16 protein-coding genes and 1 pseudogene are annotated in these 20,469 nt (G+C 62.7%); 5 read left to right on the top strand and 12 right to left on the bottom strand.

The annotated features are described in order from the left end of the window. Positions 1-9: 9 nt before the first annotated feature. The 3 genes and pseudogenes from HNR59_RS15050 to HNR59_RS15040 all read right to left on the bottom strand — a co-directional run bounded on the left by HNR59_RS15050 (position 10) and on the right by HNR59_RS15040 (position 3,529). Positions 10-722, bottom strand: a pseudogene (locus tag HNR59_RS15050) (IS5 family transposase). Between the two features lie 240 nt (positions 723-962). Continuing rightward, positions 963-2,174, bottom strand: a complete 1,212-nt coding sequence (locus tag HNR59_RS15045) for an SGNH/GDSL hydrolase family protein (protein ID WP_183831838.1) — start codon at positions 2,172-2,174, stop codon at positions 963-965. 128 nt (positions 2,175-2,302) lie between these two features. Next, the gene (locus HNR59_RS15040; RefSeq protein ID WP_183831837.1) at positions 2,303-3,529 is read right to left on the bottom strand and encodes a lytic murein transglycosylase; all 1,227 of its coding nucleotides are present in this window, start codon (positions 3,527-3,529) and stop codon (positions 2,303-2,305) included. A gap of 217 nt (positions 3,530-3,746) precedes the next feature. On the opposite strand from HNR59_RS15040, the gene galU reads away from it, so the two are divergent. Continuing rightward, positions 3,747-4,631 (top strand): UTP--glucose-1-phosphate uridylyltransferase GalU, encoded by an 885-nt coding sequence (gene galU / locus HNR59_RS15035; RefSeq protein ID WP_183831836.1) that lies wholly within the window; start codon positions 3,747-3,749, stop codon positions 4,629-4,631. A gap of 97 nt (positions 4,632-4,728) precedes the next feature. On the opposite strand, the gene HNR59_RS15030 is transcribed toward galU, so the two are convergent. Continuing rightward, positions 4,729-6,312, bottom strand: a complete 1,584-nt coding sequence (locus HNR59_RS15030; RefSeq protein ID WP_183831835.1) for an outer membrane beta-barrel protein — start codon at positions 6,310-6,312, stop codon at positions 4,729-4,731. Positions 6,313-6,453: 141 nt separating this feature from the next. Between HNR59_RS15030 and HNR59_RS15025 the strand changes: the two genes are divergently transcribed. Continuing rightward, positions 6,454-7,446, top strand: coding sequence for a KpsF/GutQ family sugar-phosphate isomerase (locus HNR59_RS15025; RefSeq protein WP_183831834.1), 993 nt, complete (start codon positions 6,454-6,456; stop codon positions 7,444-7,446). 134 nt (positions 7,447-7,580) lie between these two features. Next, positions 7,581-8,036, top strand: a complete 456-nt coding sequence (locus HNR59_RS15020; RefSeq protein ID WP_183831833.1) for a DUF411 domain-containing protein — start codon at positions 7,581-7,583, stop codon at positions 8,034-8,036. A gap of 14 nt (positions 8,037-8,050) precedes the next feature. Here the strand turns inward: HNR59_RS15020 and HNR59_RS15015 are convergent, their stop codons facing one another. The 8 genes from HNR59_RS15015 to HNR59_RS14980 form a co-directional block, all read right to left on the bottom strand. Continuing rightward, on the bottom strand, positions 8,051-8,518 hold the full coding sequence (locus HNR59_RS15015; protein ID WP_183831832.1) for an NfeD family protein: 468 nt from the start codon (positions 8,516-8,518) through the stop codon (positions 8,051-8,053). Positions 8,519-8,540: 22 nt separating this feature from the next. Then, positions 8,541-9,491: an SPFH domain-containing protein gene (locus HNR59_RS15010; protein ID WP_183831831.1), complete on the bottom strand. Its 951-nt coding sequence runs from the start codon at positions 9,489-9,491 to the stop codon at positions 8,541-8,543. Between the two features lie 132 nt (positions 9,492-9,623). Next, on the bottom strand, positions 9,624-10,700 hold the full coding sequence (gene hemH, locus HNR59_RS15005) for a ferrochelatase (RefSeq protein WP_183831830.1): 1,077 nt from the start codon (positions 10,698-10,700) through the stop codon (positions 9,624-9,626). Between the two features lie 119 nt (positions 10,701-10,819). After that, positions 10,820-11,197 (bottom strand): outer membrane lipoprotein Omp10, encoded by a 378-nt coding sequence (omp10, locus tag HNR59_RS15000; protein ID WP_183831829.1) that lies wholly within the window; start codon positions 11,195-11,197, stop codon positions 10,820-10,822. A gap of 83 nt (positions 11,198-11,280) precedes the next feature. After that, positions 11,281-12,744: a homospermidine synthase gene (locus HNR59_RS14995; RefSeq protein ID WP_183831828.1), complete on the bottom strand. Its 1,464-nt coding sequence runs from the start codon at positions 12,742-12,744 to the stop codon at positions 11,281-11,283. Positions 12,745-12,907: 163 nt separating this feature from the next. Beyond that, positions 12,908-13,573, bottom strand: a complete 666-nt coding sequence (locus tag HNR59_RS14990; protein WP_183831827.1) for an aminotransferase class IV family protein — start codon at positions 13,571-13,573, stop codon at positions 12,908-12,910. Continuing rightward, positions 13,522-14,673 (bottom strand): aminodeoxychorismate synthase component I, encoded by a 1,152-nt coding sequence (locus HNR59_RS14985; protein ID WP_183831826.1) that lies wholly within the window; start codon positions 14,671-14,673, stop codon positions 13,522-13,524. Before HNR59_RS14985 ends, HNR59_RS14990 begins: the two co-directional genes overlap by 52 nt. Before the next feature lie 13 nt (positions 14,674-14,686). Next, positions 14,687-16,531, bottom strand: a complete 1,845-nt coding sequence (locus HNR59_RS14980; protein ID WP_183831825.1) for a M3 family oligoendopeptidase — start codon at positions 16,529-16,531, stop codon at positions 14,687-14,689. Positions 16,532-16,681: 150 nt separating this feature from the next. Here HNR59_RS14980 and HNR59_RS14975 point away from each other — a divergent pair, with 150 nt between their 5' ends. Next, positions 16,682-18,181, top strand: a complete 1,500-nt coding sequence (locus HNR59_RS14975; protein ID WP_183831824.1) for a sigma-54-dependent transcriptional regulator — start codon at positions 16,682-16,684, stop codon at positions 18,179-18,181. Positions 18,182-18,453: 272 nt separating this feature from the next. Beyond that, complete coding sequence (locus HNR59_RS14970) at positions 18,454-20,220, top strand: peptidoglycan L,D-endopeptidase MepK (protein WP_425488669.1); 1,767 nt, start codon at positions 18,454-18,456, stop codon at positions 20,218-20,220. Positions 20,221-20,469 lie beyond the last annotated feature (249 nt).

Here is a 20,469-nt window from a genome sequence, read left to right as displayed (position 1 = left end):
TGTGGGGGTTCATTGTGAATTGATGACGGCTGCGGCGAGATAGATCATGGCTGAGAAGCTGCGGTCCGTCTTGCAGGCGCGCATGGCGATGCGCTTGAACTCCTTGAGCTTGCAGAAGAAGTTTTCGATGAGATGGCGCCATTTGTAGAGGTCGCGATCGAGCGGGAGCGGCTTTGCGCGGCTCGGATGCTGGGAGATGACGACCTTGGCGCCGCGTGCGTCGAGATCGGCGACGATGGCGTCGCTATCGAAGGCTTTGTCGGCGATCAGGCCCCCAAAGGCGATGCCGTCGAGCAAAGGCGGAACTCCGACTGTGTCGAAGCGATGGCCCGGCATGAGGCGGAAGCGGACCAGATTGCCCAGCGCGTCGGTGAGCGCGAGGATTTTGGTCGTCATACCGCCTTTGGAGCGGCCGATGGCCTGGCTCTGAGTCCCCCTTTTGCGCCCTGACCGTGCCGGTGGACCTTTACGATCGTCGCATCGACCATGGCATATTCCATGTCCGGCTCGTCCGAGCACGCCTCGAAAAGCCGGATGAAGACATCGGCTGCGCGCCAATCTCTAAAACGCCTAAAGGCCGTGCTCCAATTGCCGAAATGCGCCGGAAGGTCACGCCAAGGGCTACCCGTGCGGGCGATCCAGAGCACCGCCTCCACAAACCGACGATTGTCGCTGCCGCTCCGGCCGGGGTCGCTGCGCTTCCCCAGACAGTGCGGTTCCATCCTCGCCCATTGGGCGTCCGTCAAAACATAGCGATCCATCCAAAGCGTGAATCACATCTCACGCTCCTTGTGAATCCCCACAAGCCTTAGAGCATGCCGCCCAAAAGTGGGAACCGGTTTCGGGACAACGACATGCGCAAAAGCAGAAACTTAAAGCGTAAGGAACGAATCTGAAAGATCGCGACACGCTTTAAGGCCAATTCCGGGGGCAAGATTGCCGCCACTTTTGCCGGAAAGGCGTCAGTTCCTGCGGGTCACGGAACCGGTCGTCTCCTGCGGCGCAGCCGTCGCGGTCGTGCGCTGCGGCGGCCATGTGAAATCGTCGGCCCGGCCGGGAGAGACCTTGCCGGCCTCACGCGTATCCTGCTCTTTTTTTGCAGGGGTGTCTTTGGTCGGCAGGGACGCGCCGAGCAGTTCCGTGCCGCCGTCCAGTGCCGGGTCGCTCAGCAGCATCGGCGGCGTGCGGTCGATATTGACCGGCATCTGCGGGCTGTCCGGCGAGCCGGGGATCGGGGCCGGAAGCACCAGATCTGCCGTCGTGGCATTGGGAGAAGCCAGCCCGAGCAGCTTCAGCAACGGCTTTTCGGTGTAGAAAGCGACCTTGCGCTTGCCGGCGCGCGTCATGTTGATGCCGTCCTCGGCGCGCAGGGTCACGGGCTGGCCGTTGATGTCGGGGCCTCTGGTGATGAAGGCGCCGTTTTCGTCGACGAAGCCTTCCCATATGTCGACGAATTCTCCGCCGGCGGTCTCGGCCGCATCGCGGTAAATCTCGTTGAGGGCAAGCATATCGGAGGTCATCGTGCCCGGCCGGAAGGAAGGCATGCCCACCCACAGGAAGGGCAGCTTCGCCTCTGCGATGTGCTTGCCGAAATTCACGGTCCGCTGCTTGTATTCCTGCGTCCAGCCTTCCGTGCGCGGCGCTTCACGGCCCTCGCCGACCTTCATCTGCTGGCGGTCGTTGGACCCCATCATTACCAGAACGACGGCCGGCTTCTCGGTTTCCAGTATGGGGCCGATCTCGCCCGGCCAGTTGTAATAGTCGTCACGCACGAAACCGGACGAGCCGTTGGAGCGGTCCACCACGCGCACGGCCGGGTTCTCCGCGAAGACGGTGGTGAGCCCGTCGGCCAGCCCGCTGGCCAGAAAATCGCCCACCACGAGCACGACGCGCGCGTCGGCTGCCTTTTCCACAACCGGAGCCGGCGGTGGGGCGGGTTCTGCCGGCCTGGCGCGCACCACATTCTTCCTGGCGGCAGGAGCCTGGGTTCTCGGCTGCTGCTTCTGTGGCACGGCGGCGGGAGGTTCGACCCGCTCGGCGCGGCGCGGCGAGAACAGGTTGCGCAGCCACGGCCGCAGCTGCAAATCCTGCCCGTAAGCGGGTGAAGATTGCAATGAGGCGCCGGCGCCCAGAACCAGAACGGCAAAGCCCGCCAGCAGGGCAGGCTTCGCCATTTTTCCGATCCGCTGAGACAATGGCAAAGCCAAGGCGACCCCTCTCCGAGCCTGAAGACTTACACGGGAACCGCGCTCATGCCGCCTTTTCTGGCAACCGGCGGTTCCCGTATGGCTGCTCGCGACCCTTACTGGTTGCGCCGCAGCCGCGACAACACTTCCATGCTCGGATGGCCATCCTGCTGCATGCCGATCTTGGCCTGGTAGGCCATGATCGCGGACCGCGAGCCGGAGCCGATCTTACCATCGAACTTGCCGCTATAGTAGCCATACTGCGACAGGCGCTGCTGCAGTTCCTGCCGCTCGACGAAGCTCAGCTTCGTGAAAGGCCGGTTCCAGTCCTGCACCATCCCGCCATAGCCGGCGATCTCGTCGGCGAGCAGGCCGACCGCCAGCGCGTATTTGTCGGCATTGTTGTAGCGCTTGATCACTGAGAAGTTCTTGATGACGAGGAAAGCCGGACCCTGACGGCCGTCGAGAACCTTCAGTTCCGCCTGATCCGAACCGCTGACGAAAGGTTTGCCGTTGGCGCGCTTGACGCCGATCGAGGCCCATTTGTCGAGCGACATCGAACCGCTGGGGAACTTGCGGCCCGGCGGCAGCACAACCTCGTAACCCCATGTGCGGCCGCTCTGCCAGCCGTTCTTGGCGAGCAGGTTGGCGGCGGTGCCGAGCGCGTCGGGAACGGAGCTCCAGATATCGCGCTTGCCGTTGCCGTCCATGTCAACCGCATAGGCCTGATAGCTGGTGGGGATGAACTGGGTGTGGCCCATGGCCCCGGCCCACGAGCCGGTGAGGTGGCTCTCGTCGATGTCGCCGCTTTGCAGGATCTTCAGCGCTGCGATCAGCTGGGTGCGCGCGAACTTCGCCCGCCGCTTGTCGGCATAGCCGAGCGTGGCCAGCGAACGCACGACGGAGCGCATCACGTCGTCGCGCTTGAGGATTTCGCCATAGTTCGATTCCATCGACCAGATGGCGAGCAGAATGTGCCGGTCGACGCCGAAGCGCTTTTCGATGCGGTCGAGCCATGGCTTCCACTGGCGTGCCATCTGGCGGCCGGTGGCGACGGATTCGTCGTGAACGCGATTGTCGAAATAGTCCCAGGTGGGTGCCACGAATTCCGGCTGGAAGCGGGCTTTCTCCAGAACCACGGGATCGATCTCGGTAATGCCCCGGAAGGCGCGGTCGAAGGTGGCGCCGGAGACGCCGTTCTGCGTCGCCGTGGTGCGGAAGCTTTCCACCCACTGGCGGAAGCCGGCATCGGCAAAGGCCGAGCCTGCCGGAAGCATTAGAGCGAGCGACAGACCTGCCACGGTCAGGGCGCGCAGGAAGGGGCGTGCTTTTCGATCGGACATCTGGTTCTCCTGAGATATGCCGGAAAGCCAATCCATTGCAGGAATTGGGTTAGGATTTAGTTTACCATAGGCCTGACAGAGGAACGAAAACGAGGGCAGGCTGTTTACTCCACGTAACCGCCGGGAGCGGTCGGATTCCGGCTGTTCAGTATTCCTCAATTTCGCCATGCGAATGTTCCGTACGGTGGTGGCAAGAAAAGAGTGAGACGCTGAGATTATGAAGAAAGTAAGAAAGGCAGTCTTCCCGGTCGCGGGACTGGGTACGCGCTTCCTTCCGGCTACGAAGGCCATTCCGAAGGAAATGCTGACGGTGGTGGACCGGCCTGTCATTCAATATGTTGTCGATGAAGCGCGCGAAGCGGGCATCGAGCATTTTATCTTTGTCACCGGACGCAACAAGGCGGTGATCGAGGATCATTTCGATATTCAGTTCGAGCTCTACGACACGCTGGAACAGCGCGGAAAAACCGAGGTGCTGGAGCGCCTGCAGCAGTTGCAGCCGGCTCCGGGCCAGACCAGCTTCACCCGCCAGCAGGTGCCGCTCGGGCTTGGCCATGCGGTATGGTGCGCGCGCGAGTTGGTCGGAAACGAGCCGTTTGCCCTGCTTTTGCCGGACATGATCATGCAGTCGCGCAAGAGTTGCCTCGCCTCCATGGTCGAGCTTTACGAGAACACCGGCTCCAACATCGTGGCCGTTCAGGAATGCGATCCGGCCGAGGCCCATAAATATGGCATCGTCGGGCGGGGAGAAGCGGCACATTCGGGGTTCCGCATCACCGAGATGGTGGAAAAGCCGGCTCCGGGCACCGCACCTTCCAATCTCTACATCAATGGTCGCTATATTCTGCAGCCGGAAATCTTCAGCATTCTGGAAGGGCAGGAGAAGGGTGCGGGCAACGAAATCCAGCTCACGGACGCCATGCTGCGTCTGGGCAAGGAACAGCCCTTCTATGGCTATCGCTACGAAGGGCGCACCTATGATTGCGGCTCGCCTGAAGGATTTGTCGAGGCCAATGTGGCTTTCGCCCTGTGGCGCAGCGACCTGAGCGCTTCGATGGCCGGCTCGATCCGGTCGCTGCTGGACGAGATCAAACCTGCGTGATCGGCAAACGCATGTGACTTAACGGCGGGCGGCAGTGAGCCGCCCGTTTCGTTTTTGAGGCTTCCGTTCAGATGGGGTTTCGGTCTGACGACAGCTTTCAGCGTCTTGCGGTGATACCCAGATAGACACTGTTGGTTTTGGAATCCCGGCCCGTGATATTGCTGTCCAGCGTCTCGTGGCGGGCACGCACGGTAAGACCCATATAGCGGTTCATCCACCATGTCAGGCCGGCTTCGGCGCTGTAGATGAGATCGCGCGCATCCGAGCCGCTGTAGTCGCGCCAGTCGATGCCAAGTGCGGCATTGGCCGTCAGATTGGCGCGGATCTGGCGATCGCCGGTCAGGCGGAGCGCGTAGAGCACCGACCCGCTTTCGCCCGGCGTCGTGCTGCCCTCAAGTGTTGTCGTGCCACGCAGGCCGATATTGGTGCCGCGCTGCGGTGACCATCTGAGCGTCGCATCCAGCGTGGCCGCCGAAAGGGGGCGGAGGCGATCGTCGTCGAAGCTTTCGCGCAGCCAGCCGGCGGCTACTTCGCCGCCCAGCTTCTCGCCGAGATCGAATTCCGTGCCGATGCTGGCGCCGACACGGTCGGCGGAGCGGCGATAGGTGCCCGGATCGACGCGCTCGTCATAAATGCGCCGCCCGCCTTCGATCTGCACGAACGGAGTCAATGCGGGCGAAATCTCGTAACCCGTGCGCAGCCTAGCGGTGTAAAGCGTCGAATCGCGATGTTTTTGCGAAAGCGTTCCACCCGATGAGAGCTTCGCGTCCTCATAGAGGTCGCGCTGAACTTCGCCGGTAAGGCCGAGGCGCAATTTGCCGAGAGACTTCTCCACACCGATGCTGCCGTCGATCCTGTGGCGCGTCGGCTGCGAGGCCGTGCCGGTGATGGCGACCGGCGACGAGGCGGATTCGGGCGAGCTTTCATAGCCGAGCCGTGCAATGGCGCGCCATTCCCGGTCGAGGTCGAGATTGAGCGTGGCATCGATCCGGCCCCGCACCTCGTCCAGATGCTCGCCGGAAACGGATTTGCGCCATGTCGTGTAGCCGGTGATGTCGGCCGAATGCCTGTTCCAGTCCGATACGGCACCGAGGCGCAGCGTCGTGTCGGAAAGCACGGCGGAACCGCCGCCAGCACTGCCGCTGGCGTTCGATGTCGCAGTCAGGCCCTGTTCAAATGAGGGGCGCAACATAAAGCTGCCCATTCTGATGCCGGGCGCCGCAAACGGATCGTCATCGAAGCTGCCGGTTCCGCGTTCTATGGCGCCGGTGCGCTCCTCACGCATGTTGGTTCGCGAAATCTCTTCCGGATTGACGGCACCTGTGCGCGGGTTCGGCGCCTGTCCTTCCTCGCGTTCTTCTGTCACCGTTGCCGGCCGGCGACGGGTGGGCGCGGGTTCGGGAGGCGCATCGAGTGCTGCATCGACCAGCGGGTCGACGCCCTGCGCGATGTTTGCGTCTGGTGGCGGTTCGGAGTCTGCGCCGGAGGTGGCAGGCCGGTAGGCGGGTGCCGGAATGCCCCGCTGACGCTCCTGCTGCCGGGGTGAAGCGGAGGTTCCGCGCAACTCCATATCCTGAGCTGACGATGGCGCGACAGGTATCAGAAAACTCGTCATCAGAAGCAGCGCGCCGAGTTTCCCGGCACGCTGAACGGTTCCGAATCTGGAGTTCAAACGCGGCATCACCACCTCATAGGCGCGGGCGCGCCATGCTTACCGAACCGTAAACGGTGATGGTTAACGGAGGGTTGAATGGAGGTTCGGGTGAGGGCGTCAGGAGCAAATTATTGGACATGAAGCGTATGAAGCGCTAAGCGCACGCCCATGACCGATACCAGCGCTTCCGATCTGCGGCACCCGACCGTGGAATCCGCACTCCGCACCGTCGCGACCGGGCAGGCGGGATTGCTTGCTCTGACCGATGCCCTGCAGAACGGACTGGCCGGGCCTTTCCGGCAGGCCGTCGATACGATTTCGGCCATAAAGGGCCGGGTCATCGTCACCGGCGTGGGCAAGAGCGGGCATATCGGTTCCAAGATCGCCGCCACGCTCGCCTCGACGGGCACGCCGGCTTTCTTCGTGCATCCTTCCGAGGCCAATCATGGCGACCTTGGCATGATCGCCCCCAACGACGCGATCATTGCGCTGTCATGGTCGGGTGAGACGGCGGAACTGAAGGGCATCATCGCCTATTCGCGCCGTTTCTCCATTCCGATGATCGCCATTACTTCCGGTGCGGAATCGGCTTTGGCGCGGGCGTCGGACGTGGTTCTGCTTTTGCCGCGGGTTGCGGAAGCCTGTCCGCATGGGCTGGCGCCTACCACCTCGACCCTGCTGCAACTCGTGCTTGGCGATGCTCTGGCCATCGCGCTTCTGGAAGCGCGGGGTTTCACGCCGGAACACTTCCGCACCTTTCATCCGGGCGGACAGCTTGGCGCGAATCTGACGCGGGTTTCGGAAATCATGCGTGTCGGGGATCAGATTCCCGTGGTCAGGCCGGGCACTGGAATGCCCGAAGCCATCGCGATGCTCGCGCAGAAGCGCGTGGGTTGCGTGTGCGTGGTGGATGATGCCGGCAAGCTGGTGGGTATCATCACCGATGGTGATCTGGCTCGCAATCTGCATCGCGATCTGACCCGCACGACCGTCGACGATGTGATGACGCGCTCGCCGAAGACCATTGAGCCGGATATGTTCGCCGGCTCGGCGGTGGCTCTGCTCAACCAGCATTCGATCAGCGCGCTGGTGGTGGCCGAGGAAGGCCGGCCTGTCGGCATCCTGCATTTCCACGATCTGCTGCGCGTTGGCGCTGCCTGATCCGTCAGGTTGCCGGGCATTCCTTTTAAAAAAGCCCCTTAAAAAGGTCTTGACCTTCCAGCGCTGGAAGGTGGCAGCAAGGTCTGCGCCGATGATTGCGGTGGGATCAGAACCTGCTGAGAAGGGATATCTGCATGAAGGGATTAAGCCGTCGCACCGTAATGGCTCTGGCCGGAGCCGGGATTGGGATGGCGCTTGGCGGCGGGCGCGTATTTGCCGCGCAACAGGTGGTCGAAGTCGCGCGTTCGCCTTCCTGCAATTGCTGCGGAGCCTGGATCGACCATATGAGGGCCGAGGGTTTTGTTGTGCGCGACCGGCTGGTTGAGGACCTCGATCCGCTCAAGACCGCGCTCGGTGTGCCCGCCTCTGTCCAGTCCTGCCATACGGCGGTCATCGACGGCTACGTCATCGAGGGACATGTGCCGGCGCGCGAAATTCGCCGTCTGCTTGCGGAGCGGCCTCCCGCAATCGGTCTCGCGGTGCCCGGAATGCCGGTCGGCTCGCCCGGCATGGAAACCGGCGGAACGCCGGACACCTATGACGTTCTCATCTTCGGTGCCGAGGGTGCGCGCAGCTTCGCCCGCTACTGACGGGCCAAGAGCTTTTACTCGGCCTTTTCCACTGTCAGTTCGAGATCGGTATCGGCCGCGGCAATGACGCGCACGCGCGTACCGGCCGGCAGGTCTGGGCCGGAGACACGCCACAGAGTATCGCCGAGCTGGATGCGGCCGCGCCCGTCGCGGATCGGCTCGGCCAGCGTGGCGGTGCGTCCGATCATTTGCTCGCTGCGGCGGTTGAGCAGAGGCTGGTCGGTGTCGCCCTGACGTGACACGACGAATTTCTTGCCGAAATAGGCCGACGCCAGCGACAGGATGAGGAACAGCAGAACCTGCACCTGCCAGCCCCAGAAGCCTGCTTCCCACAAGGCCAGAGACGCGGCGCCGACGATGAGCGCGGCAATGCCGATCCACAGCAGGTAGACGCCCGGCGCGAAGATTTCGAGGCCGAGCAGAACGAGGCCGAGAACGACCCAGTTCCACGGTCCGAGTTCTGAGATGATGGGCGCGATCATGGCTTCCGCCTGTTGCTAAATCTCACGAGTCGGTGGACCGAACCACCGGCGGGCGTGCACCGGACTGGCGTGCGCCGGCCGAGCTGCCGCCATTGCCGAACACTTCCTTGGTGATCTCGCCGATGCCGCCCAGCGTGCCGATCAGGGCCGAGGCTTCCATTGGCATCAGCACCACCTTGGAATTGGTGGCAGAACCGATTTTCGCCAGAGCCTCGGTGTATTTCTGCGCGACGAAATAATTGAGCGCCTGCAGGTCGCCCTTGGAAATGGCTTCGGAAACCACCTGCGTGGCGCGGGCTTCCGCCTCTGCCGCGCGCTCACGCGCTTCGGCGTCGCGGAAGGCGGCTTCACGCCGGCCCTCGGCTTCGAGAATCTGCGATTGTTTGAGGCCTTCGGCGGTCAGGATCTGGGCGCGCTTGTCGCGTTCGGCCATCATCTGGCGGGCCATGGAGTCCACCAGATTGGCGGGCGGGTTGATGTCCTTGATCTCGACGCGCGTGACCTTGATGCCCCAAGGATGGGCTGCCTCGTCCACCACGCGCAGAAGGCGCTCGTTGATGGTGTCTCGGTTGGAGAGCAGTTCGTCGAGGTCCATCGAGCCCATGACGGTGCGGATGTTGGTCATGGTCAGGTTGAGGATGGCGTTTTGCAGGCCTGCCACCTGATAGGCGGCCTGCGGGGCGTTCAGCACCTGATAGAAGGCGACGCCGTCCACGGCGACGATGGCGTTGTCGCGGGTGATGATCTCCTGCGTCGGAACATCGAGCACCTGCTCCATCATGTTCATCTTCGCGCCGACGCGGTCCACGAAGGGAACGATCAGGTTGAGGCCCGGGGAGAGGGTGCGCGTGTAGCGCCCGAAGCGCTCAACGGTGAAGTTGAAGCCCTGCGGCACCGTCTTGATGCCCGCGAACAGCACCAGCAGCACAACCACCGCCAGCACCACTATGACAATATCGAACCCTGCGAGCATCGCCCGTTACCTCTCGAAAGCATTTGCTGTCGAAAGACATTTAGAGCATTGCCGGCCGAAGTGGAAACCGCCTGCTGCAAAAACAGCGGCTTCACACAGGTTCAGTGTCCGGAAAGCAGGATAAGGCTGGGATCAGGCCCAGCCGGCCAGTTCGCGGCGCACCAGAGTCTCGATGACGGCCATGCCTTCGGGGCTGTCGTTCAGGCACGGAATATGGCTGAACTTCTCGCCGCCGGCATGAATGAATTCCTCGCAAACCTCGCGGCCGATCTCATCGAGGGTCTCGATGCAGTCCGATACGAAACCGGGATTGAGGACGGCGATGCGCTTTATCCCATCCTTCGCCAGTTTCTCGACCGTGGCGTCCGTGTAGGGTTGCAGCCATTCCTGCGCGCCGAAGCGCGACTGGAAGGTGGTCATGAGCTTGTCTTCGCCCCAGCCCAGCTTCTCGCGCAACAGGCGCGTGGTTTCCAGGCAATGGCGCCGGTAGGGGTCGCCCTTGTCGGAAAAGGCTTTCGGAATGCCGTGATAGGAGGCGAGGATCACCTCCGGCTCGAAATCGAGCGTGGCCAGATGTTTCCGGATCGAGGTGGCGAGCGCGTCGATGTAAACCGGCTCGTCGTAATAGGGCGGTATGCTGCGAACGGCGGGTGCGCGGCGCATCTTCATGAACGCGCGGAAGAGCTGGTCGTTGGCGGTGGCGGTGGTGGTGGCCGAATATTGCGGATAAAGCGGGAACGAGACAATGCGGTCGCAGCCGCGCTCAACCAGCTTCTTCGCCACGCTGCCGGTCGAAGGATTGCCGTATCGCATGGCCCAGTCGACGGTGACATTGGCCAGATCGCGCAGGGAAACCGACAGTTTCTCGCTCTGCGAGCGGGTGAAGGTGTGCAGGGGCGATTCGTTGCGCTCGCGGTTCCAGATGCGGGCGTAGTTCTCGCCGGATTTCTTCGGACGCACGGTCAGCACGATGCCATACAGGATCGGATACCAGATCAGCTTGTTCAGCTCGACGATGCGCGGATCTGACAGGAATTCCCGCAGATAGCGCCACATCGGCTTGAACTCGGTGCCGTCGGGCGTGCCGAGATTGAGCAGCATGACGCCGACCTTGGCGGGGCGGACCGGAACCTGCCGGGAAACAGGCTGGCCGGGCTGGGCCGCCGGCGATTTGACGGCGGCGGCTTCTGTCTGATCGATCTGTGTCATGCGCTCGCTTTCTCCACGAGCCGCAGAACCTAGCGCTGTCCTGTCAGGATGCAATGCAGCGTCTGGCCGCACCCACATGCGGCGGACGATACGCCGCATGTGTGCTCAGATCAGGGAACTCAGGCGCGGCGCGTCAGGACGAAATTCTGGCCGGTGGCGCTGGTGCAGTTGAGCTGGCTGGTCGATACCATCAGGCAGTTGAAGCTGATGGGCGACTGGCGGATCAGCGAGGTGCCGCTGATCTCGACCGAATTCGCGCCGGTCATGCGGTAGCTGCCGTCGGACAGCTTCTGGCCGGTGTCGGTGGCGACCGTCTGGAAGGCGCCTCTGGAGAAGGTGGAAAGACCGGTGCCCTGCGCATCGATCCACGAGCCGTCGACACCGTTGCGCGCCGCAACTGGTCCGCCGGGAGGCGGTGGGGCTGTCGTACAGGCGGCCAGCGCACCGGCCATCAACATGATCAGGCCTGCATTTACAACTTTACGGGCAATGTTCATCCTGGGCATCTCCTCGATCCGCTTCTGTTCAATCGCGCGATTTAGGCTCGATTGCAAGCAGGGCAACCGGGAAGGGCACAAGCCTATCTCACCAATATGTTGCGGAACTGCCACGGATCTTTGGCGTCGATGCTTTCGGGGAACATGCCGGGGCGGTTCTCGAGCGGCGTCCAGTCGGTATAGTAACCGTTCACAGGCCCTAGATAGGGCGACTGGATCTCAAGGCAGCGCCTGAAATCCATTTCGTCTGCCTCGACGATGCCGGCTTGCGGGTTTTCCAGTGCCCAGACCATGCCGGCAAGCACGGCGGAGCTGACCTGAAGGCCGGTGGCATTCTGGTAGGGTGCCAGCTTGCGCGCTTCGGCGAGCGAAAGCTGCGAACCATACCAGTATGCGTTCCTGTCGTGGCCGTAGAGCAGCACGCCCAGTTCATCGACGCCGTCGAGCAGCTCCTTTTCCTCCAGCACATGCTGGGTGGCCTGCGGCTTTCCGGCGGCGCCGAACATTTCGTGCAGCGACAGCACCGCATCGTTGCACGGGTGATAGGCGTAGTTGCAGGTCGGCCGGTAGTGGACCTTGCCCTTCTTGCCGCCCCCCTTCTTGCCGTGGAGCGTGAAGAAATCGGCGATCGAGATGGCTTCGTTATGGGTGACGAGGAAGCCATATTGCGGCCCGGGGGTAGGGCACCAGCTCCGCACCCGGGTGGTGGCGCCGGGCTGGTCCAGATAAATACCCGCTCCGCAGCCTTTCTTGTGGCCACGGGCATTTTTCGGCATCCATTTTTCGTGGGTTCCCCAGCCGAGTTCGGCGGGCTGTAATCCCTCGGCGATGAAACCCTCGACCGACCATGTGTTCCAGAACGTATCCAGTGGTTTGGGCTTCTTCGCGCGCTGCGTGTCGCGCTCGGCGATGTGGATGCCCTTCACGCCGGCATCGCGCATGAGCTTCGCCCAGCCTTCGCGGTCGCCCGGTGCGGGCGGATCATTGGCATCGAGGCCGAGATCGCCGGCGAGATTGACCAGCGCCTGCTTGACCAGCCACGAAACCATGCCGGGATTGGCGCCGCAGGTGGAAACCGCGGTGGTGCCGCCCGGCCGCCTGCGCTTTTCCTTCAGCAAGGTTTCGCGCAGCGCATAGTTGGTGCGCGAGGCATTGTCCGCCTTCTCGTCGAAATAGAAGCCGAGCCATGGCTCGATCACCGTGTCGACATAGAGAACGCCGAGCTCGCGGCAAAGGCGCATGAGATCGACGGAACCCGTGTCGACGGACAGGTTCACGCAAAAGCCCTGGCCCTCGCCGGCCGTGAGCAGCGGGGTGAGCAGCTCTTTGAAATTGTCCTGTGTCACGGCCTCCTGAACGAAGGCGATGCCGCGCTCGTCAAGAAGCTTGCGGTTGGTGTCGCGCGGATCGATCACCGTCAGGCGCGATTTGTCAAAGCTGAAATGGCGCTCGATCAGCGGCAGCGTGCCGCGGCCGATGGAGCCGAAGCCGATCATGACGAGCGGACCGGTAATCTCGCCGTAAACCGGCCATTTCGAGTTTGCCATTCTTCGCATGCTCCCTGTTGGATCGCGTTCGGCAGGCTTGCCGCAGGACGGCGCAACAATCACAGATCTTTGTCACATACCAGTGAAAGGCGGCGCGTTCGACAATTGCGACCCGATCAGGCCGCTAAATCTCGATATATGGTGAAGCGATAGCCGTCTTTCCCTAGGGAAGAAACGTCGCGGGGATCAGGCCACGCAGCGCATTGCCCACATAGAGCGCACTTGCCGATGGAAGCGATGAGGCCGGGATCACGCCTTCCACGGCGCGCCCCTGATCGATGAGTGCGCCGCGCAACACGCCGGCCAGCAGGCCGCAGCGCAGGCGGGGCGTGACGAGAACTCCCTCGCCGAAATCGGCGAACAGGCTGGTGATGGTGCCTTCGCAGACCTCATCGTGCTCGTTCATCAAAAGCACCTCGTCAACTTCAGATAAGGGATATTCCGCACGGGCGCTTTCATAGAGCGTGCGCCGCGTCGTCTTGTGGCGCAGCAGCGGGTCGTTCGAGGCAAGGCGCGCCCGCGCCAGCCCCAAAAGCCAGACCGTGCCTTCCGGCAAGGGCTGGAAAGGCTGGGCGGTGGCCGTGACCGTGCCGTCATGGCTGAGCAGCAATCGCATGCGCAGCGCCGTCGTTGCCCCGGCAGCGGCGTTTTCCAGTGCCTGAACGGCCTTGTCTGTGTCGCAGGAAAAACCAAGTTCGCAGGCCGAGGCGGCAAGCCGCGCCATATGCCGGTCGAGCCGCAGGAAGCCTGTTTCGGGCTCCCGTCGCAGCGTCTCGATCAACTCGAAGCCGGGACCGTTCCGGTCGCGAAGCGGGCCTTCAGCAGGCATTCGCGGTACTCCTCCTCAGCCGTGGAATCGTACACCACACCGCCGCCGACATTGTAGACGGCCTCGCCCTGCGGGTAGAGCGAGATGGTGCGGATGGCGACCGAAAAGCGCATGGCGCCGCCGGGCGCGATCCAGCCGATGGCGCCGCAATAGACGCCGCGCGGACTGGTTTCGAGGTCCCGCAGCACTTCCATGGCCCTGATCTTGGGCGCGCCGGTGATCGAGCCGCAGGGAAACAGGGCCGCAAAAATGTTGCGCAGCGAAAGGTCTGGCAAAAGCTTTGCCCGCACGCGGCTCACCATCTGGTGGACGGTCGGATAGCTTTCGATGCGGAACAGTTCCGGCACATCGAGCGAGCCTACTTCGCTGATGAGGGAAATGTCGTTGCGCAGAAGATCGACGATCATCCGGTTTTCGGCCTGGTTCTTCTCGTCGTTGCGCAGGAATTCCTTCAGCCGCGCGTCTTCTTCCGGCGTGGCACCCCGCGGCGCGGTGCCTTTCATCGGATGGGTCTCGATCCAGCCTTCCCCGTCGATCTCGAAGAACAGTTCGGGCGAGCGCGACAGCACGATGGGACCCGCGCCGAGATTTGACAAGGCGCCGTAGCGAACGGGCTGGCGCTCGGTCAGCGCATCGAAAGCGGCGAGCGGATCGCCGGTCCATTGCGCGTCGATCGGGAAGGTCAGATTGCCCTGATAGCAGTCGCCCTCGCGCAGATGCCGGTGCAGGCGCGAAAACCGCTTCTCGTAATCGGCGAAGGACCAGCGTGCCTGCGCATCATGAATGGGGTCGTTGGTGGCCGGCCGTGCCGGCTCAGGCGCCTGCTGCTCCAGCGGCGCATCGAAGACACCGATGCACAGCAGTGGCGCACGCCTGCCATCGGGCAGGCGCGGCACAAGCTTGGGCTCCAGCAGGTAGCCGGCTTCGTAGGAAAGATAGCCGGCCAGCCATTTCCCGGCCTCGTGAGCTGCCTGCAGCCGCTCCCATGCGGGCTCGAATTCATCGGCTTCAAAGGGCGCTATGATCTCGGAAGGCTGCGAAAACAGCTTTTCGCGGCGCGCGGGATCGTCGCGGAACAGAATGAAGGAAGTGTCCGGCACCTTGCACCCGTTCTCAGGCAGCGCTGTCCAGAGCTTCAAGCTCGTCGATCAGCGCGGAAATGACACCGAGTCCGCCCTGCCAGAAGCCGGGATCGGTGGCATCGAGCCCGAACGGCTTCAGGAGTTCGGAATGGTGCTTCGTGCCGCCGGCGCGCAGCATGTCGAAATACTTCTCCTGAAAGCCGCTTTCGGCGTTCTGGTAGACGGCGTAGAGCGAGTTCACCAGGCAATCGCCGAAGGCATAGGCGTAAACGTAGAAGGGTGAGTGGATGAAGTGAGGGATATAGGCCCAGAAGGTCTCATAGCCTTCGCCGAGCCTGATCGCCGGGCCGAGGCTTTCAGCCTGTACCTCCATCCAGAACTGTCCAAGCTGTTCAGAGGTCAGTTCGCCATTGCGGCGCTCGGTGTGCACCTTGCGCTCGAATTCGTAGAAGGCGATCTGGCGCACGACCGTGTTGATCATGTCCTCCACCTTCTGGGCAAGCATGGCCTTGCGCTCGCGCTTGTCGGTGGTGCGCTCAAGCAGCGAGCGGAAGGTCAGCATCTCGCCGAAAACCGAAGCGGTTTCGGCCAGTGTCAGCGGGGTGGAGGCCATCAGCGCGCCCTGTGCGCCGGCCAGCACCTGATGCACTCCGTGACCCAGTTCGTGGGCCAGCGTCATCACGTCGCGCGGCTTGCCCATGTAGTTGAGCAGCACATAGGGGTGGACGGACGGCACCGTCGGATGCGCGAAGGCGCCCGGCGACTTGCCGGGGCGGGTCGGCGCGTCGATCCAGTTCAGATCGAAGAACTGGCGGGCAATGTCGGCCATCTTCGGCGAAAAGCCGTTATAGGCGTCGAGAACGGTGCTCCTGGCGTCGTTCCAGCCGATTGTCGCCTGCGGGGTCTCGGGCAGGGGCGCGTTGCGGTCCCAGTGGTTCATGGTCTCCATGCCGAGCCAGCGGGCCTTCATGGCATAATAGCGGTGGGACAGGCGCGGATAAGCTTCGCGCACTGCTGACGCCAGCGCGTCGACCACCTCGCGCTCGACGCGATTGGCGAGGTGGCGGGAATCGGCGATGTCCTCGAAGCCACGCCAGCGGTCGGAGATTTCCTTGTCCTTGGCGAGCGTGTTGGTGATCAGGCTGAAGGTGCGGATGTTCTTCGAGAAAGTGGCGGCGAGCGCCTCGGAAGCCTTGCGGCGCACTTCGCCATCGGCATCCTGCAAGCGGTTCAGCGTGGGTTCCAGCGTCAGCTCCTCGCCGTCGATCTGGAAGCGCAGGCCGGTCATGGTCTCGTCAAACAGGCGGTTCCACGCGCCGCGCCCGGTGACGGATTTTTCATGGAAAAGCTGCTCGACGCGGTCTTCGAGCTGATAGGGCTTTTCCTTGCGCAGATCCTCAATCCACGGCCGGTAGTGGCCGAAGCCCGCATCTGCCGACAGCGCTTTTTCAATCAGCGCATCGTCGATCTTGTTCAGCTCAAGCCCGAAGAACAGGAGATGCGAGCCGGCATCGGTCAGCTTCTGCTGCACGTCGCCGTAGAACTTGGCGCGAACCGGGTCGGACGTGTCGCCCGTGTAGAGCAGGCCGGCATAGGAGCCGATGCGGCCGGCCAGTTCGTCCAGTGCTTCATATTCGCGCATGGCTGCGCCCAGCCCCCCCTCGCTGCCGCGTTCGGCCTCGGCGGTGAGCCGGCCTTTCCAGCGGGTTTCGAAGGCGATGGCATCGGCCGCCGCCTTTTCCAGATCGCGCTTCAGTTCCGGTGCGTCGTGGCTGGCATAGAGATCCGAAAGGTTCCACACCGGCAGGTCGCCGAGATCCGCCTTCGCCTGTGCTGCGGAGGACGCGGCAAACTGTCTTTCCGGGAAACTTGGCATGGGAAACCTTTCGATCTGAAATTCTATAGTACAGCGGCCATTTGGCCGGCGGCGAAACAATTCATTCACCGGCTTTCTTGAAACCTTATTTAGAACCCTGTGCCACGTTGATCCATAGGGGAAAATCAAAGGCGGGCTGTTCGGGCGTTCATGTCAGGTTCCGTGCTCATAGTCGATGACGATCCGGTCCAGCGCAGGCTGCTGGAGGCGGCGGTCTCGAAATTCGGCCACAAGGCCGTGGTTGCCGATGGCGGAGAGGCCGGCCTTCGGGCCCTCGACGGGGGAGGCGATATTTCGGTCGCGATCCTCGACCTGTCGATGCCGGGGCTGGATGGGATCGGCGTGCTCAGGGCCATGCGCGAGCGCGATATCCGCGTGCCGGTCATCGTTCAGACCGCGCAGGGCGGCATTGAAACGGTCGTGCAGGCCATGCGCCACGGCGCTTTCGATTTCGTCGTCAAGCCGGCATCGCCCGAGCGCATCCAGTCGGCGATCACCGGTGCGCTGAAGGTCGGTGCGGCCGAGGGGGAGACGCGACGGGTGGCGCGGCGTGCTGCCGGCATACTCACCTTCAGGGACCTGCTGACACGCAGCCCGGCGATGGAACGCGTGCTGCGGCTCGGCCAGAAGGCCGCAGCCTCGCGCATTCCGATCATGATCGAAGGCGAATCCGGCGTCGGCAAGGAGATGGTGGCACGCGCCATACAGGGCAGCAGCGACCGCCGCACGAAACCTTTCGTCACCGTCAATTGCGGCGCCATCCCCGAAAATCTCGTCGAAAGCATCCTGTTCGGCCATGAGAAGGGCGCTTTCACCGGCGCCACGGATCGCCATACCGGCAAATTCGTCGAGGCGCATGAGGGAACGCTGTTCCTGGACGAAGTGGGCGACCTACCTCTGGATGCGCAGGTGAAGCTGTTGCGCGCGGTGCAGGAAGGCGAGGTCGATCCGGTCGGCGGTCGCCAGACGGTGAAGGTCGACATCAGGCTGATCTCGGCCACACACCGCGACCTGATCCAGCAGGTGCGGGACGGCAAATTCCGCGAAGACCTGTTCTACCGGCTCAATGTTTTTCCAATTCTGGTGCCTCCGCTGCGTGAGCGCCGGGAAGACATTCCGCTGCTGGTGAAGCATTTCATGAAGGAGGTGGTCGTCGACCATCCCCCGCGAAACATATCCGATCGAGCTCTCTCGCTGCTTGAGGCCTATGACTGGCCGGGAAACATCAGGCAGCTTGAAAACGCTGTTTTCCGCGCATCTGTGCTCTGCGAAGGGGATATGCTGACGGAAGAGGAGTTCCCGCAGATCCGCGCACAGGTGGAAGGGACGATCGACCTTGACCGCGAGCGCGGAACTGGCAGGGAACCACCTGTTCCAAACCCGGATGAAGCACCTGTCGAGGCGCCTGCGCAACCTTCGGAGCCGGAATTGCGGCCGGGCCTTCTTCCGATGCTGGACGCGCGCGGCCATGTGCGCGCGCTCTCAGCAGCCGAGCTTGAAATGATTCGTTTTGCGATCGAACACTACAACGGCCGCATGAGCGAGGTGGCACGAAGGCTGGGTATCGGTCGCTCGACCCTTTATCGCAAGCTCAGGGAATATGGCATCGACCCGGAAACCGGGCGCGCCGTCCGGGTCGAGACGGCGTAAGTCTGTCACGTTAGCTCTTTGTTAACGCTTTATAAATGGCTTGTTTACCATGCGCGGCCATGTGCGTTTTTGGCCGTGCGGTTGCCACGCTGTCACCGCATTTGGCCTTCAATAAGGGACCATTAACCATTAGGATTGATATTCGGATTTGGTTAATCCATATCCGTTTGCTCAAATCCGGGGACAAACGGCAGCCTGCAAGGCCTTTTGATTTGAACAGAAGCGAGCGACACATCAACGGTCGGCATTCCTGCGGAACCCTCACCAGATGGGTGGCGGCGGCGGTATGCGCTTTCGGTCTTTATTCAGTTTCTTCTACAGCCGCTCATGCGGAGGTGAGGACGCTGAAGCTCCACAATCTCCACACCAAGGAGAAGGCGGAGATCGTGTTCAAGCGCAATGGACGCTACGATCAGGATGGCCTGAAGAAACTCAACGTTTTTCTGCGTGACTGGCGCCGCAACGAGCCCACAAAGATGGATCCCCGCCTGATGGATCTTGTCTGGGAGGCTTACAGGGCCAGCGGATCGCGCGAATATATCCATGTCGTCAGCGCCTATCGCTCGCCCGCGACCAACAACATGCTGCGTGGCCGCTCGAAGGGCGTTGCCCAGAAAAGCCAGCACATGCTCGGCAAGGCGATGGACTTCTTCATTCCCGGTGTGCCGCTGAAGAAGCTGCGCGACATCGGCCTCAAGATGCAGGGCGGCGGCGTCGGCTATTATCCGACATCGGGATCGCCCTTCGTTCACATGGACGTCGGCAATGTTCGTCACTGGCCGGGCATCAGCCGCAAGGAACTGGCGAGCGTGTTCCCCGACGGCAAGACGCTGCATGTCCCGAGCGACGGCAAGCCGCTGCCGGGCTATGAGCAGGCTCTGGCTGCCTACAAGTCGCGAAATGCGGCCGGTGCGCCGGCAATCGCTCTGGCCGGCCCCACCACATCGGGCAAGTCGGGCAAGTCCGGAGGCCTGCTGGCAGCCCTGTTCCGCGGTGGCGGAGCTGATGAGGACGAGGATAACAGCGTGGCCGTTGCGGCAGCGCCTGCGCCGAAGAAGCCGGTTGCCTCGGCACCCGCTTCCGCACAGGCAAAGAAGCCGGCAGAGCCATTGCCCGGCATTGCCGTGATCTCGCCTGATCGGGCCAATCGTGCCGAAATTCCACAGCTTGCGGACGAGCCGGTGCAGGAAACGCCTGAGACGATCATTGCCGCACTGCCGGTCAGGAGCATTCCTGTTCCGGGCGCCGCGCCGCGACCCAGGGCAGAGGTGGGCGTTCAGACGCCGGATCAGGTTCCGTTCGGCATTGCCGACGTCAACCCGATTCAGACGGCGGCTGTGCCACCGGCGAATGTTCCGTTCGCTCAGGCCAGCGCCGAGCCGCCGCCGCAGGTGGCCGCGAATGAAAGCGTGCCGGTGCCGAGTTTCCGGCCGCGTGAAAGCACGGCTTCGCAGAACCTGACCGCACTTGCAGCGCTGGAAGTCGATGAAGCTCTTCCTGCTTCGGACGCCGTGGTTGCTGCCGTGCCGACCGCCCGCCCGAATGACGAGGTCAAGGCATTGCTGGCTGAAGCGGAAAAGAAGACGGAGGACCTTGCCGAATATCAGGTGGCCGCCGTGCCGACGCCGCGCTCGGCTTTTGTCGATCCCGCCGATGTTGATGCTGCACCTGCAGCCTCTCCACGCTCGGCAGCCATCGCAACGCCGGCCGATCCGGCTGGCGCGATCGGCGGCTCGGTCAAGACCACCCGCAAGGCTGCCCGCCCGACGCCCGATGTAGCGAAGCCGGAGCCTAAGGCTGTGGTTGTTTCCGCCGAGCCGAAGCTTGCCCGCTGGGCGCTCAATTCCGGCGAGCATGTGGAAAAGGCCGCCAACGCCACGACCGCACCGCGCTATGCCTATAATCTGGTGCGCACCGCGCCGACCGAGGTCTACACCACCGGTTTCCAGGCCCGTAACGAGATGGGGAAAGCCAATCAGTTCACCGGAACTGCCGTGAACTTCCTGTCCGTGGCCAAATTTGAAACCAAGGTCAACTGAGGTTTCGGCCAATAAAGCATTTCTGCCTTTCTCTGAATCGCAGAAATGCTGTATCTCTTTGTTTTCGCTGCATTTATGCACCGCAAGGTGTTTCAATCTGGCTGCAAAATGCTCTGGCGGCCGGGAACGGTTGGGACTGCAAAACAGGCAGGCCACCCTGCAAATGCGGGTGAACTGAGTTCCCGACGGATGAGTTGGGTTCGGCCTTTAAAGACATCGGCGCGAGGACAATAAAAAAAGGCCACCCCG

The organism is Aquamicrobium lusatiense, assembly GCF_014201615.1.
GTDB classification, from domain to species: Bacteria; Pseudomonadota; Alphaproteobacteria; order Rhizobiales; family Rhizobiaceae; genus Mesorhizobium; species Mesorhizobium lusatiense.
Note: the sequence above shows the minus strand (reverse complement) of the source record. Positions and strands in the feature narration are given on the sequence as shown.

Coding starts and splice junctions, on each gene's coding strand:
- HNR59_RS14980 (WP_183831825.1), bottom strand. CDS start 16,531: ATGCCAAGTTTCCCGGAAAGACAGTTTGCCGCGTCCTCCGCAGCACAG.
- HNR59_RS14990 (WP_183831827.1), bottom strand. CDS start 13,573: ATGCCTGCTGAAGGCCCGCTTCGCGACCGGAACGGTCCCGGCTTCGAG.
- hemH (WP_183831830.1), bottom strand. CDS start 10,700: ATGACACAGATCGATCAGACAGAAGCCGCCGCCGTCAAATCGCCGGCG.
- HNR59_RS15045 (WP_183831838.1), bottom strand. CDS start 2,174: ATGGCGAAGCCTGCCCTGCTGGCGGGCTTTGCCGTTCTGGTTCTGGGC.
- HNR59_RS14975 (WP_183831824.1), top strand. CDS start 16,682: ATGTCAGGTTCCGTGCTCATAGTCGATGACGATCCGGTCCAGCGCAGG.
- HNR59_RS15025 (WP_183831834.1), top strand. CDS start 6,454: ATGACCGATACCAGCGCTTCCGATCTGCGGCACCCGACCGTGGAATCC.
- HNR59_RS15030 (WP_183831835.1), bottom strand. CDS start 6,312: ATGCCGCGTTTGAACTCCAGATTCGGAACCGTTCAGCGTGCCGGGAAA.
- omp10 (WP_183831829.1), bottom strand. CDS start 11,197: ATGAACATTGCCCGTAAAGTTGTAAATGCAGGCCTGATCATGTTGATG.
- galU (WP_183831836.1), top strand. CDS start 3,747: ATGAAGAAAGTAAGAAAGGCAGTCTTCCCGGTCGCGGGACTGGGTACG.
- HNR59_RS15010 (WP_183831831.1), bottom strand. CDS start 9,491: ATGCTCGCAGGGTTCGATATTGTCATAGTGGTGCTGGCGGTGGTTGTG.
- HNR59_RS15040 (WP_183831837.1), bottom strand. CDS start 3,529: ATGTCCGATCGAAAAGCACGCCCCTTCCTGCGCGCCCTGACCGTGGCA.
- HNR59_RS15015 (WP_183831832.1), bottom strand. CDS start 8,518: ATGATCGCGCCCATCATCTCAGAACTCGGACCGTGGAACTGGGTCGTT.
- HNR59_RS15020 (WP_183831833.1), top strand. CDS start 7,581: ATGAAGGGATTAAGCCGTCGCACCGTAATGGCTCTGGCCGGAGCCGGG.
- HNR59_RS14995 (WP_183831828.1), bottom strand. CDS start 12,744: ATGGCAAACTCGAAATGGCCGGTTTACGGCGAGATTACCGGTCCGCTC.